Origin of the sequence: Acinetobacter parvus DSM 16617 = CIP 108168 (genome assembly GCF_000368025.1) — a bacterium.
GTDB classification, from domain to species: Bacteria; Pseudomonadota; Gammaproteobacteria; order Pseudomonadales; family Moraxellaceae; genus Acinetobacter; species Acinetobacter parvus.
On sequence record NZ_KB849212.1, the window covers coordinates 466169 to 485721 of the forward strand.

A 19553-nucleotide genomic window follows, 5' to 3' on the forward strand; every position below is an offset into this window, starting at 1 on the left:
AATTTTCCTAATCAAATACAGTTGGCTTGCTTGCTAATGAATCATTAATCGCATCAACGGTCGGGTCCCATTGGTCGTCATGGTCATGTGTCCAATCAGCGGTCAACCCTTCAATCTCTTCTATGTAATTCAAAAGCCAAGGTGCGCTTGCAGGTAACCAAACACGGCGATCTTCAACATAAAGAATTACGTCCATAGTCCGTGAGAGCTTATCTTCATCACGCTGAATCGCCCTTATAGGTAATGTGGTTTCTTTAACAACAGTCTGAATCAATCCAGTACCACTGGATTTATCCTCTACCGCCATATACCTAAGCTTGCCGATCTTTGTGTTGCTTTCCTTGTGTTTATTAATAAAGGACTTAGCCTCTTTTAATAGTTCTGGTGCTTCCCATTTACCGCGCTTTAAGTCAATGATGTAGAGATTATTGTCATAGCCAAGACCAGCGCATAGGAACACGGAAAAGTCGTTATGCTTTTTAACTTTCTGTGCCGTATCTGCCCATATCCCACGCCATTTAAGGACTGGTAACTCTACATAACGTGGGAACCATTCAGACTTAACTAAATCGCCACCGAGCTTCTTAGGGTTCTGCATGTACTGACTGGCAAACGTATAACGTGAGACCGTCGCACCGTCTTTATCCTCACCGCCCTTTTCGAGCTGTAATAACGATTGAAGTGATTCTTTTAATGGCCAATAGCTTTGGCGGCCATGTTGATCCCGCTCTACATCTCTCGGTATCTTGGCTTGAATATGCTCTGGTAATCGGTTGATGTAGTCATCATCAATCAAAGCGGGAATGCTGATCTGTTCCCACTCACCCGGTACGTTGCCAGTCATCACAAAATTAGTCGGATCTTCAACGTGCAAACGTTGCATGATCAAAATAATTGGTGTGTCTGATTTAGCTTTACGTGAGTTGACCGTGTTCAATATCTTACGATTGGCTTTCTTACGAGCTGACTTGCTAAATGCATCCTCGGGCTTTAATGGGTCATCCAGAATGATTGCCCCTGTAAATCCCTCATTTGCTAATGTACCTGCACGGCGACCTGTGACCTGCCCACCCATTGAAGCAGAATAAACATGCCCAGCATCGTAACCATCAACGGTAGTTTTCCAACTAGATTTAGCATCTGTACTGGTTGATATTTTGACTGGCCACAGACTTTGAAAATCTACTGATTTGACAATGTTTCGCGCCGTGGCTGATACGTCCTCAACCAGTGACTGAGAAAACGACAAATACAAAAACCGTGATCGTGCATTTCTCGCTAAGCCACGAGCGATTAGATTTGTCAGTAATTCAGTTTTACCCGAACCAGGTGGAACGTTAATGACTAGGTTTTTAACTTTTCCTGATATGACCTGATCAATCTTGTCTGCAATATATTCATGATGCCAATTGACCGAAAACTTAAAGCCCATTCGAGGTAAGAAAAAACGCCGTGTAAAGAATAAATGCTCTTTCTCACATCGTTCTCGTTCTAACTGCATTTCCAGCAGACTAGTATTTACTTTCGAGTTCATCCATTGCCTGCCTTATTTGTTCAGGCGTAGCTACAACATGAGTAACATGCTCAGGGTTTAAAGGTTGACCATCTGCACCTGTTAATTGCGTTTTGCTTGTATTTGTATATTGCCCGCCCATTTCCTTTGCCGCTTGCTCTGCCCATTTCGGAATCAAAACTGGATTGTCTGGGTATTTATCAACTAAACCCTGTAGAAGCTGTAGTCGATAGCGCATGTTGGCAATAGGAATAGCTTCAAGTTCTTGGTTTGCTATACGGCGATACTCAAAGAATTTATCTCTCAAATCCTGACTTAGATCTTGTCCAGTTCTTTTAGTTGGGTCGTAGGCTTCACATTGCTGTGGGGTGACATCAACATTAAAAATATCTCTAACTGTTTTGGATGTTTGGGTTGGTGTTTCAAACTCAGCAAGCATCCTAACGATGAACAGTTTCACCTTTTTGGTAATACGTGCCATTTCCACCATTCCATCCAAGTACATCCAAGAAGAATGGCAAAAAAATTTAAACCACTCTTAGAAAGCAAGTTCCGCAAGCATGATAAACATCAGCTTTTGCTACCGTAGGACGTTGATTTGCAGCATTAGCCATTTCTTGAACTTCCTGATTTGCTCCATAACGGCGAACAACGCCAGTAAACTCTTCAACATCATGACCTTGTATCGTCAACTTAGGCTTACCAGTTTCACGGTTATAGGATGGGATGCCCCATTCATCTTTCTTATGAGCTATGTGATAAAGCTCATGTTCGATCAAAGCACAGAAATCAACATCATTAGCTTGCTGTGCATAGGTTGCATCAATCGTGATTAAGTACTCAGGCAAATCATTGAACCATTGATAATACTGTTCTTCCTGCCGTTCTTTCTTCCAGCCCCCAGCATTGATCATGATCTTTTCAGCTTGGCCAACGACAAAGCGACCTTGTTTTTTAAATCCACCTTTTGCCCACATCACGGCGATATGCGGATAGTAGAATGCTCCCAGATGTGTATGATCAGGGTTGAATAGCTTATGTTCAGGATTGAGGAAAATAGACTTTATCCATCGCCATAATTCAGGTGCTGGTGCAAAGTTTGGTGTGTCTAAGGCGAAAATCCATTCTGGTGGATATGGACGTTGCTGAATTACAAAACCGACTTCTTTCATAAATCTCACCCATTAAAAAACCCTCCGAAGAGGGTTTGCATTTTTTAAAACTTACTTAGGATAGATAACACCCAATTGCGTCTTTTGTCTTAATATAAATTGTCCTAGCAATGGGACAGCAAATGAATATTTTCCATATCTATTTTTATAAATTAATCCAGAATTAATCAGTGTTGATAACATTTGGTTAATATGGCTAGAGCTAAATGGTTTTGAATCATCCAACTCTTTTGATTTTTCTAGAATTTCTTGCACAGAAAATTCTGTATCACAATTTTCTAAAAGTGCAACAACATATAATAAGTCCCTCTGTCGATCAGTAGCTCTTGCCCATCTCCCAGCAAAAAAATCAGTATCAAGTTTCATTATTATTTCTTGTTGAGGTACACCTGTTGGCATGGAATTTTCAAACTGATTTATAAATAAATCATAAACTTCACGACAAATAAATTGAACAAAATAAGGGTAACCACCAGATATATTACAAATAATTTCTATTGATTCAGTTGTAAGCTTCAATGGATGACCTTCAAGCGGCTTTGTAATAGCCGCCTTCACATCCGTAGTATTCAATTTATCTAAGAAAATAACTCTAAACATTCGTTCAGCATAAGTTCTAGCTTCAACCAATGTTGGGAATAATGTAGGTAATCCAGTTAAGGCCAACATAAATGGTATACCTTTGCGCTGAATAGACTGAAAAGTATCTAACAGCAGAGATAACGGGTATTGCTCCTTACTAGCATGATCTGACAAATTTTGAGCTTCATCATAAGCAAATATGATTCCTTTTTTGGTTATTCCAGAACCTTGCATTACTTTCCATGCTGTCTCTAAAGCAGCTTTAAGTTTATCAGTAGGTAAGCCTGGTGTGCTTTTGTATATTCCTACTAATACTTCAAAATTTAAAGTTTTAAATTCTTGTGCTTTTTGTTCTTTTATGAAACCAATTGAATGTGATGTTTCAACACCTATAGGTATAGATGATGTGATAAGTGAAAGGTCTGTTAATAATCTAATAGCTATATTTTCTTCGCTGATGCTGGCTGTTTCAGACAAATCTGTACCAACCCATAACCATCCACCTCCTTGAGCTAATGGTTTAAAGGTCTCAGATAAAACTGTTTTTCCAACTCCACGCAATCCAGTCAAAACTAGATTTTGCATTATTGTAGTTTGGCTTAACAACTTCAAAAATTCATCTTTTTCAGCTTCACGACCTGCAAGATATGGAGGCATATGCCCCGCACCTGGTCTAAAGGGATTTGAAAGATTCATAGTAGAGCCTAATAAATTTATACTTAGGACTAAATTTATACCATTTTATTGAAGCTAATAAAATGGTATTAAACCTTTCCTAACATTTTTTTAATATTTTTATATAAAAATTTATTAAAAAAATCTTCTAAGCCATCCAAATCATTTTAAATTACTGTTTTCATCTTCATTCTCCCGTTTAATCACTTGTGCATGTCACAAGCAACTTTAATAAATTTTAAGCAACAAAAAAGCCCGCATATAAATGCAGGCTTATCATTTGGTCAATTACTTACAGTTCGACCAGTATAGAAAAATATACCCTGTTTTTTGCACCTATGCAATTACAAATTATATTCTTCAGCAACTTTATAGAAATGACCGCGCAAATGAGCATCTAAATCCAATCGCCAATCCCCCAAAACCCCCAATGCGTATTTTTCATATTGATCATAAATTTTTAAATAATTTTTACGTGCAATAGTTAGACCTGAAATCCGATGCCGCTCAGATTGATTGTAGGCATTCTCTCGTTTACCCTCGCATTTACTGCAATCAATATGCTTACGATCATCTTGTGAATACACAAAACCTTTGCCATTACATTTAGTGCAAATACCACGTTTAAATAAAAACTGGATAATTGCAGAACGTGCCACACCTTTTGCTGCATCTTTGGATGTGATTTGCTTGGTTTTGAATCCATCTTCTAAAAATTTAAGACGCACTTCGCTGGTAAGTAAGTTATGTAATAAAGCAAAATGCCGATCACCTGGTCTAATTGACCGCACCAACGCCCAAAGCATTGCATAAGGTTCTGGTGACATGCTCTGCATCATTAATGCAGCGCTATTGGTTTTGCTGCCCAAAATTGGTGCACCTACCACTTCATCTTTTGATCCATCCATGCACCGTTGAGCCAAATCCAACAATGTAAAATCAACTTTCTGTGGTGTTGGTTCAAATAAAAAACGGCGTAAATTGTGCACAACCATTGAATCTGTATATTCGCTCACTTAAACCTCTCTCACATCAATATTAAAAACCGTTTTCATTAAGTGCTTTTTGTTTCTATAGCTGTCTTTTTTTCTGGTGGCTTCTGACTTCACATCTTCCACGACATACTCGCCAGTGATGATGTAATAAGTGAAATCAGCAAAATAACGTAATGCTGGCTTTGCCCTTTTCTCTCCCTCAAGTTTTGTTTTTGGTGCTAGTTCAAATTTAGTGTGATGCTCTAAACCGAATATCTCACCCCGTTGTTGCATTGCTTTAAGCTCGATGTACCGTTTGTGTTCTTTCTTGCTGTCAAAGGTCATGCCGTCACATTCAACTTTGCTGGCATTGAATTTGTTGCGTTTAGCAGCCTTAGGCTTGTCCAACTGCTTTAAGATTTCACGGCGGTACTGTTCGACGCTCATTGATGTCATTTAGATTTGTTCTCCGTAACTTTCACGAAGCAATCTTCAAATCCTGTGTACTTGTATCCACGCTCATCTTTAGCTTGAACAACTAACATCCCAGTTCTTTTACCTTTCTTGATGAAAGAAATTCGTAACTCGCCTTGAGGATTCCAACCTGCTTGTTTAAAGGCATCCCCATCAGGTCGAACAAGGTCTCCAACACAAAAACTCATTGGCTTTGCTCCATCATATGAAGATCAGAATCCAAAACCTCACACCAAACCGACCCATTTAATGTGAACTGGTGCCACCCATTCTTTTTACCGACATAGATCAATATTTGTGGTTCATGCTTCCACTTGTATTTATGGCCAATCTTTAGATTCATCACCCTTCTCCTGCACGCGCATCAGCCCAATTGCATTCAACAATCGTAAGTCCATCGTGCTGAAAGCGAGACCAAAGTCGATCGCCCAAATTGTCCTTGAGTTGCTCCTTAGTCCAGTTTGAAATTAAAACTGTTGGCTTTTTAGCGTCATAGCGTGAATACAAAACCTTGTGGACAAGCTGTAAGCGACTTTCATGTTGGTCATGCAAACCATATTCATCAATGATTAAAAGATCGTAATCAGTAAACCGCCACACAGCGCTTGCTTCGCTGTCATCCGCTTTTGTCCAAGCGTTTGCAATCTCGTTTGCCATATCTTCACTGGTGACATACCGAACATAGCTACGCTGATCTAAAACGTTTCTAGCAACTGCACATGCAAGATGTGTTTTACCTGTGCCAGTTCTTCCAACCATGATTAGATTTCGTTTGACACCACCGTTGAAGTCTTTAGCAAAAGACTGACACTGTGATTTAGCAATTTTCTGACCTTGGTTTTGAACAATGTAATTTTTAAAACCACTCTCAAGATGGCGATCTGGAAGCATTGCGCCCGCAAAGTGTTTTTCACGAACCATCCGATTCACAGCTTGATGATGATCAATTTGCGCCTGCTCAACTGATTTCAAAGCACATGTTTTGCAGAAATCTCGACCACCAACATTGATCATCCGCTCTTTGTGTTTTTCACAAAACCGATCGGTTTCTGTGATTTTTTTAGTGAGTTCTTTTGCTAGTGCGTTCACAGCATACCCTCCAAATCAATATCATCGACAGCAGGCGCGTAATCCTGTGGCTCGCCCCACGCGTCATTCACATTTCTGTTCACCGTGGTATTTGTTTTGCTTGATGGTTTCTGTTGTCCAGATGGTTTGATTTTTTTGAACTCAAGAATCAACCACTGAGCAAACTTTCTCGTTCGTTGGTTTTCGGTGAGATCTGTTTTGTTTTCCCAGTGGGCGTTGAAGTTACCCAAGTGAAATTCGTAATCTGCCATTGAGATAACTTGCTCAGCTTGAACACCCATGCTTTGTCGAATTACGTTCAACAGGATTTCAAATTCAGGTTTCCAAGAATCGCTCTGAGCAAAATTTTCGTTTTCGCTTAGTGTGTGTGTATTAATATTATCTATTCTATTCTGTGTCTTATCTGTTGCGATCCCGACAGGATTAGGGTTGCCATCGCCCCCCGATCGGGACTCGACAATTTTGGCAATCTTCTTTGTTAAGGCTTTGGATTGGGGGGCGATACTTTTTAATCTATAAACTGCATCGCATAGTTGAGCCTGCAACTCAGAAGTATCTATCTGAATTTCCCAGCGCTTGGCATTGCCCTGTGCGCCAGAGATAGCGCTGGCAAGCTTTTCAAGCCATGCTTCCAGTGCTTTCTCGGCCACTACAGGATGATATAAACGCCCATCACCACCATCTACCCAGCCGCGTAATGCGTGTTCTTTTACCTTTTTCCACTTGCTACCCATGCCAGATAAGTGAGCAAGCATCTTGTCATTATTTGGAATACTTGCCGCAGGAATTTGTGACCACGATTTCAACCAAAGTGTCATGCTTGCAACTTTTTCTGAATCTTCGCCAAGAATCCATGTTTCAGAATTCAAAAGACGGTCAATATCAAGTGGCATAAATGGAAAACTTGATACGTCACATTCCTTTGGCGTGAGTGGAGTCTTTAAATTACTCATAACACCTCACTGAATAAATCATGTTGATTTTCAGCTTGTGGATTTATCCAAAGCACTTCTTCACGCAAAACAGAACCAGATTGCCCTGATGCTGCAACAGACTTTTTAACTTTTTTCCAATCTAGTGCTTCATAAATTGGATGTTCATATCCACATAAAATGATTTTTCCCTTGCAAGCTTTTAGGACTGATACAAGCTGCTCATGATCTACATTGGTCATCTCGTGGCGATATGCCTTTCCGCCTATGTTTCGGGTATCAAGAACGTATGGAGGGTCCACAAAAAACAAAGTATCTTTACGGTCATGATCCTGAATTACCTTGACTGCATCACGATTCTCAATCAGAACCTTTTTAAGTCTTTCAGCAGCTTGAAGTATTAATTCTGGTTGGCGCTGCCAAATAGTCACAATGTCGCTGCCAGTTCTTGCAGTATCAAGTCGAAAGCCTGTATTGCCTTTTGTTGCACCAGCACTACCAAAGCCCATTTGTGCACGTATCGCCAAACGTCTAGCTTGCTCAACCTTACATGTGGTATCAGCTCGAGCATTTAAAAACTCAGTGCGTGAATATGGCGTGAGCTCAATTTGTTTCGCTAATTCAATTGAAAGATTTGGATCACGTATAACTTCAAAGAAATTTACGACATCACTATCAAGATCGTTATAAACTTCCATACGGCTTGGCTGTTTTGACAAAAGAACAGATGCTCCACCACCAAATGGTTCAACATATGTCTCATGAGGAGGGAAATGGCTAATAATCCAGTCTGCAATTCGGAATTTTCCACCGTGATACCGCATGAGGGGATGTGTAAAACTTGTCATATTAATGTCGCCCCCTGTAAATATAATTTGAGGCGGACACCAATCCAGCGCATAACATTCACAGCCATACTATTGCCAATGGTTTTGTAGCGTTTTCCTGCTGGAACCTTAGGCACATTGGTGTAATTATCTGGAAAACCTTGTAAACGTTCACACTCAACTTCTGTTAAGTAACGTGCCAAATAGAAAATATACGGCGGTATGTGTTGAAAAATTGCTTGCTGGATAGGTCCACCACCTTTACCACCACAACGCAAAGTGGGTGCTATATTTACAGACAGATCACGCAAGGCATCATTTTTGGTGCCACATAAAACGACACCATGCCGATCCATTGTTGTAAGCGTTGGTGCCTGTTCTTCCTTAAAGCCAATACCATAAGTCTTAACAACATATCCTCGATCATTGTTTGCCATGAGCGTTGGATACAATTCATTTGAAATGGCTGCGTTTACCGTCATGCCACCAACACCAATGGCTTGCTTAATGTAGTAATCACCGCAAAAAGCCTCTTGATTACCCAGCCATTTCTTTTCGCCGTGGGATGCTAGAATGGGTGGAGTGTAGGTTTTGCCGCTAATAGTCTGGCTTGCTCTTGTAGGGTGAATTGAACAATTGGTGGTAACACTTTGCCCTTTGCGGCCGCTCTGCGTAGAATCCCCGTGCAGGCTTTTTCGCTCAAAAAGTATTTCTCCGATACTTTCTGTTCTAGCACTTGCGACAACAAACACGCGCTTACGGCGTTGGGCGAGTCCGAAATGTTGAGCATCAAGGACTCTCCAATAGACCTGTCGAGATGGTCCAAACACACAACCAGCGTTTGTCCATCGCTTCCCTGACGGCTTGAGTTCACACCCCGCACCTGACAATCCCCCCAGAAAGCAGCCGAAAGCGTTGTCTTTGACATTGAGGACACCTGGCACGTTCTCCCAGACAACGATGCAGGGCTCTTGCCCGCGAATAAGTCTTGCTGAATCGATTTCATCGGCTAGTTTTAAAAACTCCAAAGTTAATTGTCCACGCTCATCATCAAGTGATTGACGTAAACCAGCGACTGAATAAGCCTGACAAGGTGTTCCTGCGACCAAAATATCTGGTGCTTCAACTTCACCAGTTTTTACCCTGTCACGAATTAAGGTCATATCACCAAGATTCACCACATCTGGATAGTGATGGTTTAAAATTAAACTTGGCGCATCTTCAATTTCCGCAAACCATGCAGGTGTAAAGCCGAGTTCATGCCAAGCAACAGTGGCAGCTTCGATACCAGAACAAACCGAACCGTATCTCATACTTCACCATCCTTTGGCTTGACGTAGCCACCAAATGAGTTGACGCGATCAGCATTAATAAGACTTGTCACAATCTGTTGAGCCAACCATTGTGTAATTCGAAATTGACGAGCCATAGCTTCAGTAAACTCAGCTTTGGTAACCGCTGCATTGTTTTCGTCATAACCCTTACTGCGCAGGTTTTGCTTTTTCTGCTCAAACAAATGACCAAGCAAACGTAAAGCAGACTCATAAAATGATTGAACTTGTTGAGTTTGTTTAAACTCTGGTTGTTTTTGAAAGTTGGAGTTCATGAAACCTCCTTTTGAGCTTTTAATGCATTACTCAAATGGATCTGCACATCATTGGAAATCGTTCTGCATTTTGGAGAAATGTTGTTTTCAATGTGCTGATCATCACCAAAAGTGGTTAATGCTGGCAAACGGCGTTGATTTATAAACTCAGCAACCGTGGCATGACGAATCAGATGATTAAGTGAAAAACTGTTATTTCCATTGAGTAACAAGCCATTTTTCTGCACTTGAGTTACAGTCATCAAATGATCAGGTTTAGATTCATCAATAAAAACAACCGTGTCACCTACAATAAAATCACTGTTGTTCGCTGCCACTGGTTTTGATATATTTGTCATGTTCATTTCCTATAGTTATGAATGCCTAAGCCTGATCTAGTCCATCAGGCTTTTTCTTTTTCGTTATATCCAAGCTCAATATCGATTCCAAAATCATCAATATCATCTTGAAAAAGGTCATCTACAGAATTAAGCCGCCCCATATATCCTTTGGCCATTGCCAATAAGGCAGCAAGTTTCTCCTTATGAATTAACTTGTATTTCTTAGGTACAATTTTTAATCCCATTGCATCCAATGCGGCGCAAGTATTTTCAAAGTCACTCAAACCATTGCTTTTCTTGTCATTTTTCATTCTTGAGAATGTGGTTGGATCAAGTCCAATTGACTCTGCAATCTGTGCATTGTTAATGGTTGCAAGGACGCGCATGACGCGTGAAATGCTATTTCTAGCGCTTGCAGTTAATTCTGTTGATACTTTGCTCATCATTGCTCCTAAGCGGTTAATGCTTTTGTTTGCTTCTTGGGTTTGCGATATGGTCGAAGCTCGGGCCAGATATCTTGATAATTGTCTGGGAATAGCTCTTTTCGTGTGGCAATACCCAAATCTTCAGCAATTACAGCAAGTCTGATTTTTCGGTCTGGTGGTATGGCGTTCCAACCGCTAACTGATGCAGGAGTAATATCAAGCAATCTTGCCACTGCACTTACACCACCTAGAGCCTCTATAAGTTGTACGTCATTCATAACGTGCTCCTAATTTATTAACATCATTATTAGGCATTCCTTATTTTAAATCAATAGGAACACCTAATTTATTTCATGTTAGGATTACCTAACAGTATGGGGATGGTTTTTATGAATACGCTTGCTGAACGCCTTAGATATGCTATGGAAGTTTTACCATCGAAAAAAATTAAGGGGGTTGATCTTGCGCGTGCTGTTGGTGTGAAGCCGCCATCGGTCAGTGATTGGTTATCAGGAAAATCTAAGACTATGGAGGGTGAAAATTTATTGCGGGCTGCCAAACACCTAAATGTAAATCCTCTTTGGCTGGCGAATGGGACGGGCTCTCCTGTTATTGAAGAAAAAATATCATCTCCCCAAAAAGATGAGGTCTATATCTCCCCTATTAGATTTGCGCCATCAGATGAAAAGAAAAACACTGTTCGTATTCCAGTGCATAAAAATGTGAAAGCATCCTGTGGGGATGGTGTTGCAAATTTTTTAGAAGATATTACAGATTATCTGGATATTGATCCAAACATATTGAAATTACTTGGGATTAAGGCAAATCCTAAAAATTTAAGAGTTATTTACTCTGCTGAATATAGTATGTGGCCTACTGTGGCTCCCGATAGCCCTTTATTCGTTGATATTTCCCCAATTGATACTGAAGCAATGATTAGCGGTGATGTTTATGTATTTCTACATAATAATCTATTGCGTATGAAACGGGTTTTCATCAGTTATGGTGATGAAAAAACTGTACGCCTACAAAGCGACAATCCAGATAAGAAAAAGTATCCAGATGAGGTAATTACAAAAGAGCAGCTTAATGAGTTGAGTTTTGTTGGTCGGTTAGAGTCTGCATTGGTTAAACCATAGTAAAAACCGTAAACCCTATATAGACATTCACAGGAATAAAATCATGATCGCTACACTGAATAAAACAAAAACTTCCTTATCTATTAACAAACAAGAATTTAAGGCAGCACTGGGCAAGATTGGTGATGGTATTGATAAACAAATAGCATCACTTAAAAAGGCCAAGCAAAGCTATGATGCCGCAGAAATAGCGCGTGAGGTCATTAGTGAGGCCAATATCTTTGAAGCCATTATTGAGGGTTTTAATGAAGCTGAGAGTACAAATCTAAAACTTGCAGACATAAGCAATTTAGATCAAGCACAAGGCTGGGTTGATGAGTTTTTAGAAAAATACAGTGTTTAAATGATTTTGGGGGAAATTAAAACTATGAACCCAACGCCAAAAGTGTTTCGTTACTGAAAATTAATAGACTTTAAATTTGGATTTTCTTAAAATGAAAAAAATTTTTCAAAATTTGAGATTGTTTTGCTATGGATAATATTTTTTTATTCAATGAAAAAAAATTGACAGAAGCAGCAATTTTCTTTTTATTGCAGACACAGCATAAAAATATCAACATCTTAAAGTTGATGAAGTTGCTGTATTTATCGGAACGAAAATCCTTTGAGATGTTCCACACGCCAATCGTTGGGGATAGTCTCGTATCTATGAAAAATGGCCCTGTCCTATCTTTAACATTGGATAGGATCAATCATGGTAGTCAGAAAAAAACATACTGGGATCAATTTATTTCCGATCGTACAAACCATGATATTGCATTAAAAACCAATATTGAAATTCAATCTGATGATGATCTTCTAGAGTTAAGTGATAATGACATCACTGTTTTAAAACAAATATGGTTTGAGTTTGGTGGAAAAAATCAATGGGATCTAGTCGACTATACTCATGATAACTGCCCTGAATGGCGTAATCCAGGTTCTTCTATGTACCCTATTGAATATAATGATTTATTCAATGCCTTAGGATTTTCTCAAGAATTATCCAAGGAGATTATAGATCAGCTTGAATCACAAGCATATATAAATCAGTCAGTTCAAATGATCAATAATCATTAGGAAGATTTTGAATGTCAGAGTGGAAAGCTGAAGCTGGTGATGCATTTTTTTGTCAGGCAGGGCCAACGGAACACTTATTTGTTGTATTGTTCGATCCTAATACTTACCCCAAAGAAGGCTACGGCAAGAGACTTTGCATTGTTTCTGTAAATTTTACATCTGTAACTACCGAAAAGAAAATTGATTCTGCTTGCATTATTGAAGCTGGAGAGCATTCATTTATCCAACATCAAAGTTATGTTCTTTATGAAAGAATCCAAATCATGGATCATCAACATGTCTGCCAATGTGTAAATACAGGTGTATATCGCCCTGCTGAGAAAGTATCTGTTGACCTACTTAATCGAATTATTTTAGGAATCCAAGATTCCTCATTTACACCTAGAAAATATAAAAAATTATTTAAATAAAGAATTTTACTCTATTCAACCCACCCTGTGTGGGTTTTCTTTTGCCTATTAAAACATAAAATTAGGTAAACCTAAAATAAATTAGGAATACCTATTGACTAATTAATTAGGTTTACCTAATATTTAATCACCAACAGCAAAAAGCCCTGCCGACTCTCACATCAAACAGGGCTTCCCACTACATGAGGTTCATTATGGAACAAAACGTTTTAAATCACAACCGCAGTTATACGCTAGGCAAGTCTTTTCTTGTCGGTAGCGTATTTTCAGTAGCGACCTTGGTTGGCTTAACTGGTGCTTATGCGCTTGTAACAAAGCCTATCCAATCTGCACCTGTTTACTCGTTTGGCAATACACATTCAATGTATGGCGTGATGTCAGTAAAAATCACATCTGACACTACTGGTGAAGCGATCGTTAATCTTGATGGTTACCACGTTTTTACCAGCTTCGATTTTGAGTTGGTTCCTGATTACAACGGCGCGTTAGGTAGCGACACAAAGGCCGTATTCATTACAAATCTGGCTGTAGACCGTGTACTCACCCCAAGCGGTGGCAACTATAACGATTTCACGAACTCTGATGACATCAGAAATATGATTTCTGTAATCACTGCTCACATCGAACGCAACAATATGGTAAGGGGGTGATCTGATGAAACTGGAACTAGAAAACCTTTCAGAAGCACAAGCTATGGCTTTGGCTCAATTCGTTAAGCGTGTTGGCTGGAACGAAATCCGTGTAAATGCTGTAAACGATGATGAAGCATATCTCATGCGTGATGCAATTTCAAAACTTCAAGACGCACTGGCTCGCCAGGGCTATGCGCCACGTTAAGGGGTTGATCATGGAAAAGAAACGCTTCACCACCCCATTCCGCGAGTTCATTACCCGTGATGACGCTGGACGCTACCACGTTCGCTTAGGCCCTCAAACCTTTTCAACCAACTACACCTTTACTGATATTCGTATCGAAACCGAGAACGGCGGTACACCTGTTGAGCCTGATTATTTGAAAGCTAAACCATGGATTCTTCATAATCTACAGCAAGAAGTTGGTGATCAACGTAAAAAAGAGCGTGAAGCAATGTATGCGAAAGACTGCTTTCAGCGCACACCATATAGCAAGAACCAGCGTATGGCTTACAACAACGCTAAATTTAATAAGGGGTTGTAATCATGGCTTTAAATATTATTACACCTACTCAAGTTATCCCAGTAAATGCAATCAAAGTTTACTACTACGGCGATCCAGGCATGTACAAAACAACATTAGGTATGACTGCTGATAAGCCACTAATTATTGATGCAGACCAGGGTGCATATCGAACTGGTGGAAATCGTCGCGGTGATGTTGTTGTGGCTAAAACTTGGTTGGATATTTCAAATATCACTGAAGAGGATCTAGCACCATATAACACAGTTGTTTTTGACACTATTGGTCGCGTGTTGGATCTAATCAAAACGCATTTAGCAAATAACAGCAAAAATACCAAAAGTGATGGCTCATTAAAATTAAACGTCCAAGGTGTAGCTAATAACATGTTTAGCTTGTTTGTTAATAAGTTAATTGGCTATGGCAAAGATGTAGTTTTTATCGCTCATGCTACGGAAGATAAGAACGACACTTTAACCTTGGTTCGCCCAGATCTTGGAGGTAAAAATCGTCAAGAAATATATCGCCTTGCTGATGCAATGGCGTATTTAGCTGAAGAGACGGACTCACGCGGTAATTCTAATAAAGTTCTAAAATTTAGAGCTGGTGAGGGATTCCATACCAAGGATTCTGGCAACCTTGGAAATGTAATTGTTCCTGATTTAACTAAAACAGAAAATAATAATTTTCTAGCATCATTAATTCAGCAGACTAAAAATCATTTAAACACGCTTACCCCAGAACAAAAGCAAGCAATGCAACTACAACAAGACTGGGATCAATGGATTAAGTCTTGTGATGAGTCTCAATTTGCAAGTGAGTTCAATACTTTGTTTGAAAGCCTTAATAGAGAACACCCATACCACAAATCAATGTGGGAATACATGAAAGAGGTTGCCTTAAATCACGGGTTAGCTTTTAACACAGATACTAAACGTTGGTTTGAGCCAGAAAACTCCCCTAATTTTATTGATGTTGGTCAGCGCGACCAATTACAGGCTTTCATTGATGAGCGCGGGCTTGATGTAAAAACCATCTGTGAACATTTCGGCATTGACTCACTTATGCAAGTTGAAGTCGCACAGCTTAATGCGGTTCAACAAGAAATTGATAATTTGGCAAAACAAGGAATTCAGGCATGAGCGCAATTATTTTAGATACCGAAACTCATGACATGAATGGCTATCCAATCGAGATAGCCCATGTTCCTGTATTCTTCGAAAACGGTGAGTTGGTCGTCAATAAAGATGCTTGTTTTGATGAGTACTTTTCTTGTCCTCAGCCTATCAGCTACGGCGCTATGGCTGTGCATCACATACTTGAATCTGACATCGCTGGCAAACCAAGTTACGAAACTTTTCGGTTGCCTGAGGGCATCCAATACATCATTGGCCACAATGTTGATTATGACATCCAAGCTATAAAGTTGGCTGATAAATCAGTAAATGTAAAAGCGATTTGCACCTTGGCTCTGTCTCGAATGGTCTGGCCAGAAGATGCACATAATCTCTCTGCTCTGATTTACAAATTCACTAACGGCTCAATTAAAGCACGCGAATCAATTCGCAATGCCCACAATGCAAAGCAGGATGTGCTGCTTACTGCTGTGCTTTTAAAACAAATATGTAAAGTTCTTGGTGTTAAAGACTTGCAATCACTTTACCTATTTTCCGAGCAAGCACGTATCCCCACCCGCATGCCATACGGCAAACATAAGCACACTTTAATCAAAGACATCCCTGCTGATTACGTTGTTTGGCTGCTTAAACAGGATGACTTAGATCCTTATTTACGCAAAGCATTAAAAGGATAAGAAGATGAACAATATTTTAAATGCACAAGAAGCTTTTGCAGCAATCCAACAAGGTAAAAATGTTCTTTGCCGATTTGCTGGCAATGGTGCTTTGCCTGCTGAAAAAGATTTCAGCACGCTTGATCAAATGCCTGCAATGGTATTTGTCTGGCCCAATTATGAGTTTTGCATTCAGATCGAAATGATCGAGTTGGCTGGAATCAGGTTTACCAAGCCATTGACCATGGATGAGATTCAGGATGGTCAAGATATCTTTGTAATGCAGCCTCACGGGGTTGTTTACCACCAAAAGTTTAGCCGTGAAGTTGACGGAATGATTGAAAGTGTAATGGGTGGCTTTGTTCAACGAGATGCTGAAAATGCCAAGCTTCAATATGAAGCATTTTGCAAAGCTGTAGGTTTTAATCCGCTTGAAGCTAACATTGAAATTATTGAGCAGAATCAGAAAAAACGCTCTCGTAAGCAAAAACCATCTGCATCAGATGCGGTTACACAATTAGATTCAGTCAATGATGACATCTCTATTGATGACATTATTGGGCCAGTCAGTGAACAATCTTTGCCACAAGTTGATGAGCATATAAAAACTCAATCATCTGATTACTGCGACACTTTGGATGAACAACTTGAATTTGTAAAACTTCGGGATGATCTGCTCAATCGGGCAACCAATGGCAAAACACCAGCAGAAGTTAATGCGCTCGATCGTTACACAAGAACGTGGACTGAAGAACAGCGTGCGCCTCTTCTGAGAGCTATGCACAAACGCCTTGAAGAATTGCAAAGCCAGGTCGCTACTGTTCAACAAGAACCGCCATCATTAATGGTTCAGATTCAAAACGCATCTGATCTCACAACGCTTGACGCTTTAGAGATTGATGTCCCAACACGTCATCCTGATATACAGCCACGTTTGATGGGGTATGTAAAAAAACGCCGCTTTGAACTTGAACAACTAGAAAGCGCTGCCAATGATGAGGCCCTGCCATGAAATTTAAATATTCAACCATTACCCGAACACTTCAAGTGTTCGGGGGCAAGATGACTCACATTTTTGAAAATGTTGGGATTGGTGAGATTGATGATCTCATTGTTAATGCGAAGTTTAAAGAAGCGACTTGGAGAAAGTGATGTCAAATCAAGATCAAGTTAAGTTTGTTTTGATGCCAGTTGAATTAAGTTATGAAGCCGCTACTAAACGAGCTAATGAACAATTTGAAGAAAATTCAAAATTATTTAAAAACATGCATCGTGATTGTACAGAACAAGAGTTCACACGATTGAAAAAACGTTGGTTAGAAAACCGAGTTGAGCAACTTAAAGACCAGTATCGCGAAATGGTTAAAGCAGTTGGGGTGATGCCATGAAAGAAAGATTATATGGTTTTTCATTTCTACTATTTATAGCAGTTCTATATTTATTATGTGGAGGGGTGAATGGATAAATATATAACCTCTAATTGTGTATGTGATATTTTTAAAATCACTAAACGCACTTTAAATAGGTGGGAAGTAAAAAGCCCTTGGGGTATTCCATTCCCTGCCCCAGCTTTAAAATCAGATGGCGGCACAATGAAACGTTACTTAACTGAAGATGTAATGAAATGGGAACAAGAGTGCAGTAATTTGGAAGTTGAGCAAAAAGCTATATAAATAGTATGAATGTTGAAAATCACGAAACTCAATGGTTTTTAAGCAGAATCAATGATTGTTAGCATATATACCTTACTATATACTTGTCCGCTCAATCGCACCTTGCAAAAAACTCAGTCTTTTCAGTTGTGTACATAAGAGTGTACATAAAGAAAAAAACAGGAAGCAAGAACAAACTTTACCTGTATTATTTCAAGGGTTTAGGTAATATGGCATTAATCGTTCAAAAATATGGCGGCACCTCTATGGGTACTCCTGAGCGCATTTTAAATGTTGCTCGTCGTGTCAAGCGCTGGCATGATCACGGTCACAAGGTGGTCGTGGTTGTGTCTGCAATGAGTGGTGAAACCAACCGCCTGCTTGCGCTTGCAAAAGCCATTACCAGCACACCTGATCCACGTGAACTTGATCAAATGGTATCAACGGGTGAACAGGTTACGATTTCCATGTTAGCGATGGCGCTGAACTCGATTGGTGTGGAAGCTAAATCCTATACAGGTCGTCAGGTCGGTATCAAGACTGACAGCGCATTCACCAAAGCCCGTATTGAATCCATTGATACTGAGGTTATGTCTGCTAACCTTGATGCGGGCCGTGTTCTGGTTGTTGCAGGCTTTCAGGGTTTTGATGCCGATGGCAATATCACAACCTTAGGTCGTGGTGGTTCTGATACCTCTGGCGTTGCACTTGCTGCGGCATTAAAGGCAGATGAATGCCAGATCTACACTGATGTAGATGGTGTATATACCACCGACCCACGTGTTGCACCCAAAGCTAAAAAAGTGGATCGTATTTCATTTGAAGAAATGCTGGAAATGGCATCTTTGGGTTCAAAGGTCTTACAAATTCGCTCTGTTGAATTCGCAGGTAAATATCAGGTTCCATTACGCGTATTATCAAGTTTTGATAATGATGATGATGGCGCATTTGATGAAGAATTTAAACAAAACGTAGGCACACTTATTACTACTGAGGCAGAAGACGACATGGAACAACCAATTATCTCAGGTATCGCATTTAACCGTGACGAAGCAAAATTAACAATTTTGGGTGTTCCTGACGTTCCAGGTGTTGCATCTAAAATTTTATCACCAATCGGTGCGGCAAACATTGAAGTGGATATGATTATCCAGAATGTGGAAGAAGATGGCACCACTGATTTTACTTTCACAGTGAACCGTGGCGAGCTTGCGAAAGCGAAAAAGATTCTGGAAGAAACTGCTACAGCCATTGGCGCACGTGAAGTTGCAACACGCGACGATATCGTAAAAGTGTCCATTGTGGGTGTAGGCATGCGCTCGCATGCAGGTGTGGCAAGCAAAATGTTTACTGCACTGGCTGAAGAAGGCATCAATATCCTGATGATATCCACTTCTGAAATCAAGATTTCAGTGATTATTGAAGAAAACTATTTAGAGCTTGCGGTACGTTGTTTACATACTGTTTTTGGTTTAGACCGTGAACATGGCGAAAGCAGTGCACGTGCTTAATTAATAGCTGCTTAAACATATTTACTTTCAAGTAAATAGTAAAAAAATAAGAGCCACTATAGTTTTTACTACAGTGGCTCTGTTATATTAACCCATGAGGTTTTTCAGAGCATCTCAACAGAACTTACGAAAAAATATTGTTTTTACTTATTTCTAGGACTTACGCATTGACGGATTCAAAAAAGTATTAAAATAGTTTATAAAGTATCTGTGATCAGACGAACTAAACATGCTTCTACAGCAAC

General features: G+C 39.8%; 28 protein-coding genes. 13 read left to right on the forward strand and 15 right to left on the reverse strand.

Annotation, left to right across the window (positions count from 1 at the left end; genetic code table 11):
• Window positions 1-7: 7 nt before the first annotated feature.
• The 15 genes from terL to F988_RS08815 all read right to left on the reverse strand — a co-directional run bounded on the left by terL (window position 8) and on the right by F988_RS08815 (window position 10867).
• A complete protein-coding gene (gene terL / locus F988_RS08745; RefSeq protein ID WP_004682572.1) occupies window positions 8-1534 on the reverse strand; it encodes a phage terminase large subunit in 1527 nt (508 codons plus the stop codon).
• A complete protein-coding gene (locus F988_RS08750) occupies window positions 1512-1994 on the reverse strand; it encodes a DUF2280 domain-containing protein (RefSeq protein ID WP_004682573.1) in 483 nt (160 codons plus the stop codon). Before F988_RS08750 ends, terL begins: the two co-directional genes overlap by 23 nt.
• 46 nt (window positions 1995-2040) lie before the next feature.
• Complete coding sequence (locus tag F988_RS08755; protein ID WP_010589254.1) at window positions 2041-2685, reverse strand: putative metallopeptidase; 645 nt, start codon at window positions 2683-2685, stop codon at window positions 2041-2043.
• Window positions 2686-2736: 51 nt separating this feature from the next.
• Window positions 2737-3963, reverse strand: coding sequence for an ATP-binding protein (locus tag F988_RS08760; RefSeq protein ID WP_004682575.1), 1227 nt, complete (start codon window positions 3961-3963; stop codon window positions 2737-2739).
• 323 nt (window positions 3964-4286) lie between these two features.
• Window positions 4287-4958, reverse strand: a complete 672-nt coding sequence (locus tag F988_RS08765) for a hypothetical protein (RefSeq protein ID WP_004682576.1) — start codon at window positions 4956-4958, stop codon at window positions 4287-4289.
• On the reverse strand, window positions 4959-5372 hold the full coding sequence (locus F988_RS08770) for a DUF1064 domain-containing protein (RefSeq protein ID WP_004682577.1): 414 nt from the start codon (window positions 5370-5372) through the stop codon (window positions 4959-4961).
• Complete coding sequence (locus tag F988_RS08775; protein ID WP_004682578.1) at window positions 5369-5578, reverse strand: hypothetical protein; 210 nt, start codon at window positions 5576-5578, stop codon at window positions 5369-5371. Before F988_RS08775 ends, F988_RS08770 begins: the two co-directional genes overlap by 4 nt.
• A gap of 154 nt (window positions 5579-5732) precedes the next feature.
• On the reverse strand, window positions 5733-6479 hold the full coding sequence (locus F988_RS08780) for an ATP-binding protein (protein ID WP_004682580.1): 747 nt from the start codon (window positions 6477-6479) through the stop codon (window positions 5733-5735).
• Window positions 6476-7432, reverse strand: a complete 957-nt coding sequence (locus F988_RS08785; RefSeq protein ID WP_004682581.1) for a DUF1376 domain-containing protein — start codon at window positions 7430-7432, stop codon at window positions 6476-6478. Before F988_RS08785 ends, F988_RS08780 begins: the two co-directional genes overlap by 4 nt.
• The gene (locus F988_RS08790; protein ID WP_004682582.1) at window positions 7429-8259 is read right to left on the reverse strand and encodes a DNA adenine methylase; all 831 of its coding nucleotides are present in this window, start codon (window positions 8257-8259) and stop codon (window positions 7429-7431) included. The genes F988_RS08785 and F988_RS08790 overlap by 4 nt, the downstream gene beginning before the upstream one ends.
• The gene (locus F988_RS08795) at window positions 8256-9551 is read right to left on the reverse strand and encodes a DNA cytosine methyltransferase (protein ID WP_004682583.1); all 1296 of its coding nucleotides are present in this window, start codon (window positions 9549-9551) and stop codon (window positions 8256-8258) included. Before F988_RS08795 ends, F988_RS08790 begins: the two co-directional genes overlap by 4 nt.
• Window positions 9548-9844, reverse strand: a complete 297-nt coding sequence (locus F988_RS08800) for a hypothetical protein (RefSeq protein ID WP_004682584.1) — start codon at window positions 9842-9844, stop codon at window positions 9548-9550. Before F988_RS08800 ends, F988_RS08795 begins: the two co-directional genes overlap by 4 nt.
• Window positions 9841-10182 carry a hypothetical protein gene (locus F988_RS08805; RefSeq protein WP_004682585.1) on the reverse strand — a complete coding sequence of 114 codons (342 nt, stop codon included), beginning with the start codon at window positions 10180-10182 and terminating at the stop codon, window positions 9841-9843. The genes F988_RS08800 and F988_RS08805 overlap by 4 nt, the downstream gene beginning before the upstream one ends.
• A 44-nt stretch (window positions 10183-10226) precedes the next feature.
• Entirely contained in the window at window positions 10227-10607 is a 381-nt protein-coding gene (locus tag F988_RS08810) for a hypothetical protein (RefSeq protein ID WP_004682586.1), read from the reverse strand.
• 8 nt (window positions 10608-10615) lie between these two features.
• On the reverse strand, window positions 10616-10867 hold the full coding sequence (locus F988_RS08815; RefSeq protein WP_004682587.1) for a Cro/CI family transcriptional regulator: 252 nt from the start codon (window positions 10865-10867) through the stop codon (window positions 10616-10618).
• 111 nt (window positions 10868-10978) lie between these two features.
• Between F988_RS08815 and F988_RS08820 the strand changes: the two genes are divergently transcribed.
• The 13 genes from F988_RS08820 to F988_RS08880 all read left to right on the forward strand — a co-directional run bounded on the left by F988_RS08820 (window position 10979) and on the right by F988_RS08880 (window position 19308).
• Window positions 10979-11728 carry a LexA family transcriptional regulator gene (locus tag F988_RS08820; protein ID WP_051061484.1) on the forward strand — a complete coding sequence of 250 codons (750 nt, stop codon included), beginning with the start codon at window positions 10979-10981 and terminating at the stop codon, window positions 11726-11728.
• Between the two features lie 43 nt (window positions 11729-11771).
• Window positions 11772-12071 (forward strand): hypothetical protein, encoded by a 300-nt coding sequence (locus F988_RS08825; RefSeq protein ID WP_004682589.1) that lies wholly within the window; start codon window positions 11772-11774, stop codon window positions 12069-12071.
• Window positions 12072-12199: 128 nt separating this feature from the next.
• The gene (locus F988_RS08830; protein ID WP_004682590.1) at window positions 12200-12787 is read left to right on the forward strand and encodes a Panacea domain-containing protein; all 588 of its coding nucleotides are present in this window, start codon (window positions 12200-12202) and stop codon (window positions 12785-12787) included.
• A gap of 11 nt (window positions 12788-12798) precedes the next feature.
• On the forward strand, window positions 12799-13197 hold the full coding sequence (locus F988_RS08835) for a hypothetical protein (protein ID WP_004682591.1): 399 nt from the start codon (window positions 12799-12801) through the stop codon (window positions 13195-13197).
• A gap of 194 nt (window positions 13198-13391) precedes the next feature.
• Entirely contained in the window at window positions 13392-13847 is a 456-nt protein-coding gene (locus F988_RS08840; RefSeq protein WP_004682592.1) for a hypothetical protein, read from the forward strand.
• A gap of 4 nt (window positions 13848-13851) precedes the next feature.
• On the forward strand, window positions 13852-14034 hold the full coding sequence (locus F988_RS08845; RefSeq protein WP_004682593.1) for a DUF7706 family protein: 183 nt from the start codon (window positions 13852-13854) through the stop codon (window positions 14032-14034).
• Between the two features lie 10 nt (window positions 14035-14044).
• Window positions 14045-14374: a hypothetical protein gene (locus F988_RS08850; protein WP_004682594.1), complete on the forward strand. Its 330-nt coding sequence runs from the start codon at window positions 14045-14047 to the stop codon at window positions 14372-14374.
• A 2-nt stretch (window positions 14375-14376) separates the two neighbouring features.
• The gene (locus F988_RS08855) at window positions 14377-15495 is read left to right on the forward strand and encodes an ATP-binding protein (RefSeq protein ID WP_004682595.1); all 1119 of its coding nucleotides are present in this window, start codon (window positions 14377-14379) and stop codon (window positions 15493-15495) included.
• Window positions 15492-16166 carry a putative quorum-sensing-regulated virulence factor gene (locus tag F988_RS08860; protein ID WP_004682596.1) on the forward strand — a complete coding sequence of 225 codons (675 nt, stop codon included), beginning with the start codon at window positions 15492-15494 and terminating at the stop codon, window positions 16164-16166. Before F988_RS08855 ends, F988_RS08860 begins: the two co-directional genes overlap by 4 nt.
• A 4-nt stretch (window positions 16167-16170) precedes the next feature.
• On the forward strand, window positions 16171-17157 hold the full coding sequence (locus F988_RS08865; RefSeq protein WP_004682597.1) for a hypothetical protein: 987 nt from the start codon (window positions 16171-16173) through the stop codon (window positions 17155-17157).
• Between the two features lie 139 nt (window positions 17158-17296).
• Window positions 17297-17533 carry a hypothetical protein gene (locus F988_RS08870; RefSeq protein ID WP_004682599.1) on the forward strand — a complete coding sequence of 79 codons (237 nt, stop codon included), beginning with the start codon at window positions 17297-17299 and terminating at the stop codon, window positions 17531-17533.
• 69 nt (window positions 17534-17602) lie between these two features.
• Window positions 17603-17818, forward strand: coding sequence for a hypothetical protein (locus F988_RS08875; protein ID WP_004682600.1), 216 nt, complete (start codon window positions 17603-17605; stop codon window positions 17816-17818).
• 209 nt (window positions 17819-18027) lie between these two features.
• Window positions 18028-19308, forward strand: coding sequence for an aspartate kinase (locus F988_RS08880; RefSeq protein ID WP_004682601.1), 1281 nt, complete (start codon window positions 18028-18030; stop codon window positions 19306-19308).
• The last annotated feature ends 245 nt before the right edge of the window (window positions 19309-19553 follow it).

Coding starts and splice junctions, on each gene's coding strand:
- terL (WP_004682572.1), bottom strand. CDS start 1,534: ATGAACTCGAAAGTAAATACTAGTCTGCTGGAAATGCAGTTAGAACGA.
- F988_RS08750 (WP_004682573.1), bottom strand. CDS start 1,994: ATGGCACGTATTACCAAAAAGGTGAAACTGTTCATCGTTAGGATGCTT.
- F988_RS08755 (WP_010589254.1), bottom strand. CDS start 2,685: ATGAAAGAAGTCGGTTTTGTAATTCAGCAACGTCCATATCCACCAGAA.
- F988_RS08760 (WP_004682575.1), bottom strand. CDS start 3,963: ATGAATCTTTCAAATCCCTTTAGACCAGGTGCGGGGCATATGCCTCCA.
- F988_RS08770 (WP_004682577.1), bottom strand. CDS start 5,372: ATGACATCAATGAGCGTCGAACAGTACCGCCGTGAAATCTTAAAGCAG.
- F988_RS08775 (WP_004682578.1), bottom strand. CDS start 5,578: ATGAGTTTTTGTGTTGGAGACCTTGTTCGACCTGATGGGGATGCCTTT.
- F988_RS08785 (WP_004682581.1), bottom strand. CDS start 7,432: ATGAGTAATTTAAAGACTCCACTCACGCCAAAGGAATGTGACGTATCA.
- F988_RS08790 (WP_004682582.1), bottom strand. CDS start 8,259: ATGACAAGTTTTACACATCCCCTCATGCGGTATCACGGTGGAAAATTC.
- F988_RS08795 (WP_004682583.1), bottom strand. CDS start 9,551: ATGAGATACGGTTCGGTTTGTTCTGGTATCGAAGCTGCCACTGTTGCT.
- F988_RS08800 (WP_004682584.1), bottom strand. CDS start 9,844: ATGAACTCCAACTTTCAAAAACAACCAGAGTTTAAACAAACTCAACAA.
- F988_RS08805 (WP_004682585.1), bottom strand. CDS start 10,182: ATGACAAATATATCAAAACCAGTGGCAGCGAACAACAGTGATTTTATT.
- F988_RS08810 (WP_004682586.1), bottom strand. CDS start 10,607: ATGAGCAAAGTATCAACAGAATTAACTGCAAGCGCTAGAAATAGCATT.
- F988_RS08815 (WP_004682587.1), bottom strand. CDS start 10,867: ATGAATGACGTACAACTTATAGAGGCTCTAGGTGGTGTAAGTGCAGTG.
- F988_RS08820 (WP_051061484.1), top strand. CDS start 10,979: ATGAATACGCTTGCTGAACGCCTTAGATATGCTATGGAAGTTTTACCA.
- F988_RS08825 (WP_004682589.1), top strand. CDS start 11,772: ATGATCGCTACACTGAATAAAACAAAAACTTCCTTATCTATTAACAAA.
- F988_RS08830 (WP_004682590.1), top strand. CDS start 12,200: ATGGATAATATTTTTTTATTCAATGAAAAAAAATTGACAGAAGCAGCA.
- F988_RS08835 (WP_004682591.1), top strand. CDS start 12,799: ATGTCAGAGTGGAAAGCTGAAGCTGGTGATGCATTTTTTTGTCAGGCA.
- F988_RS08840 (WP_004682592.1), top strand. CDS start 13,392: ATGGAACAAAACGTTTTAAATCACAACCGCAGTTATACGCTAGGCAAG.
- F988_RS08845 (WP_004682593.1), top strand. CDS start 13,852: ATGAAACTGGAACTAGAAAACCTTTCAGAAGCACAAGCTATGGCTTTG.
- F988_RS08850 (WP_004682594.1), top strand. CDS start 14,045: ATGGAAAAGAAACGCTTCACCACCCCATTCCGCGAGTTCATTACCCGT.
- F988_RS08855 (WP_004682595.1), top strand. CDS start 14,377: ATGGCTTTAAATATTATTACACCTACTCAAGTTATCCCAGTAAATGCA.
- F988_RS08860 (WP_004682596.1), top strand. CDS start 15,492: ATGAGCGCAATTATTTTAGATACCGAAACTCATGACATGAATGGCTAT.
- F988_RS08865 (WP_004682597.1), top strand. CDS start 16,171: ATGAACAATATTTTAAATGCACAAGAAGCTTTTGCAGCAATCCAACAA.
- F988_RS08870 (WP_004682599.1), top strand. CDS start 17,297: ATGTCAAATCAAGATCAAGTTAAGTTTGTTTTGATGCCAGTTGAATTA.
- F988_RS08875 (WP_004682600.1), top strand. CDS start 17,603: ATGGATAAATATATAACCTCTAATTGTGTATGTGATATTTTTAAAATC.
- F988_RS08880 (WP_004682601.1), top strand. CDS start 18,028: ATGGCATTAATCGTTCAAAAATATGGCGGCACCTCTATGGGTACTCCT.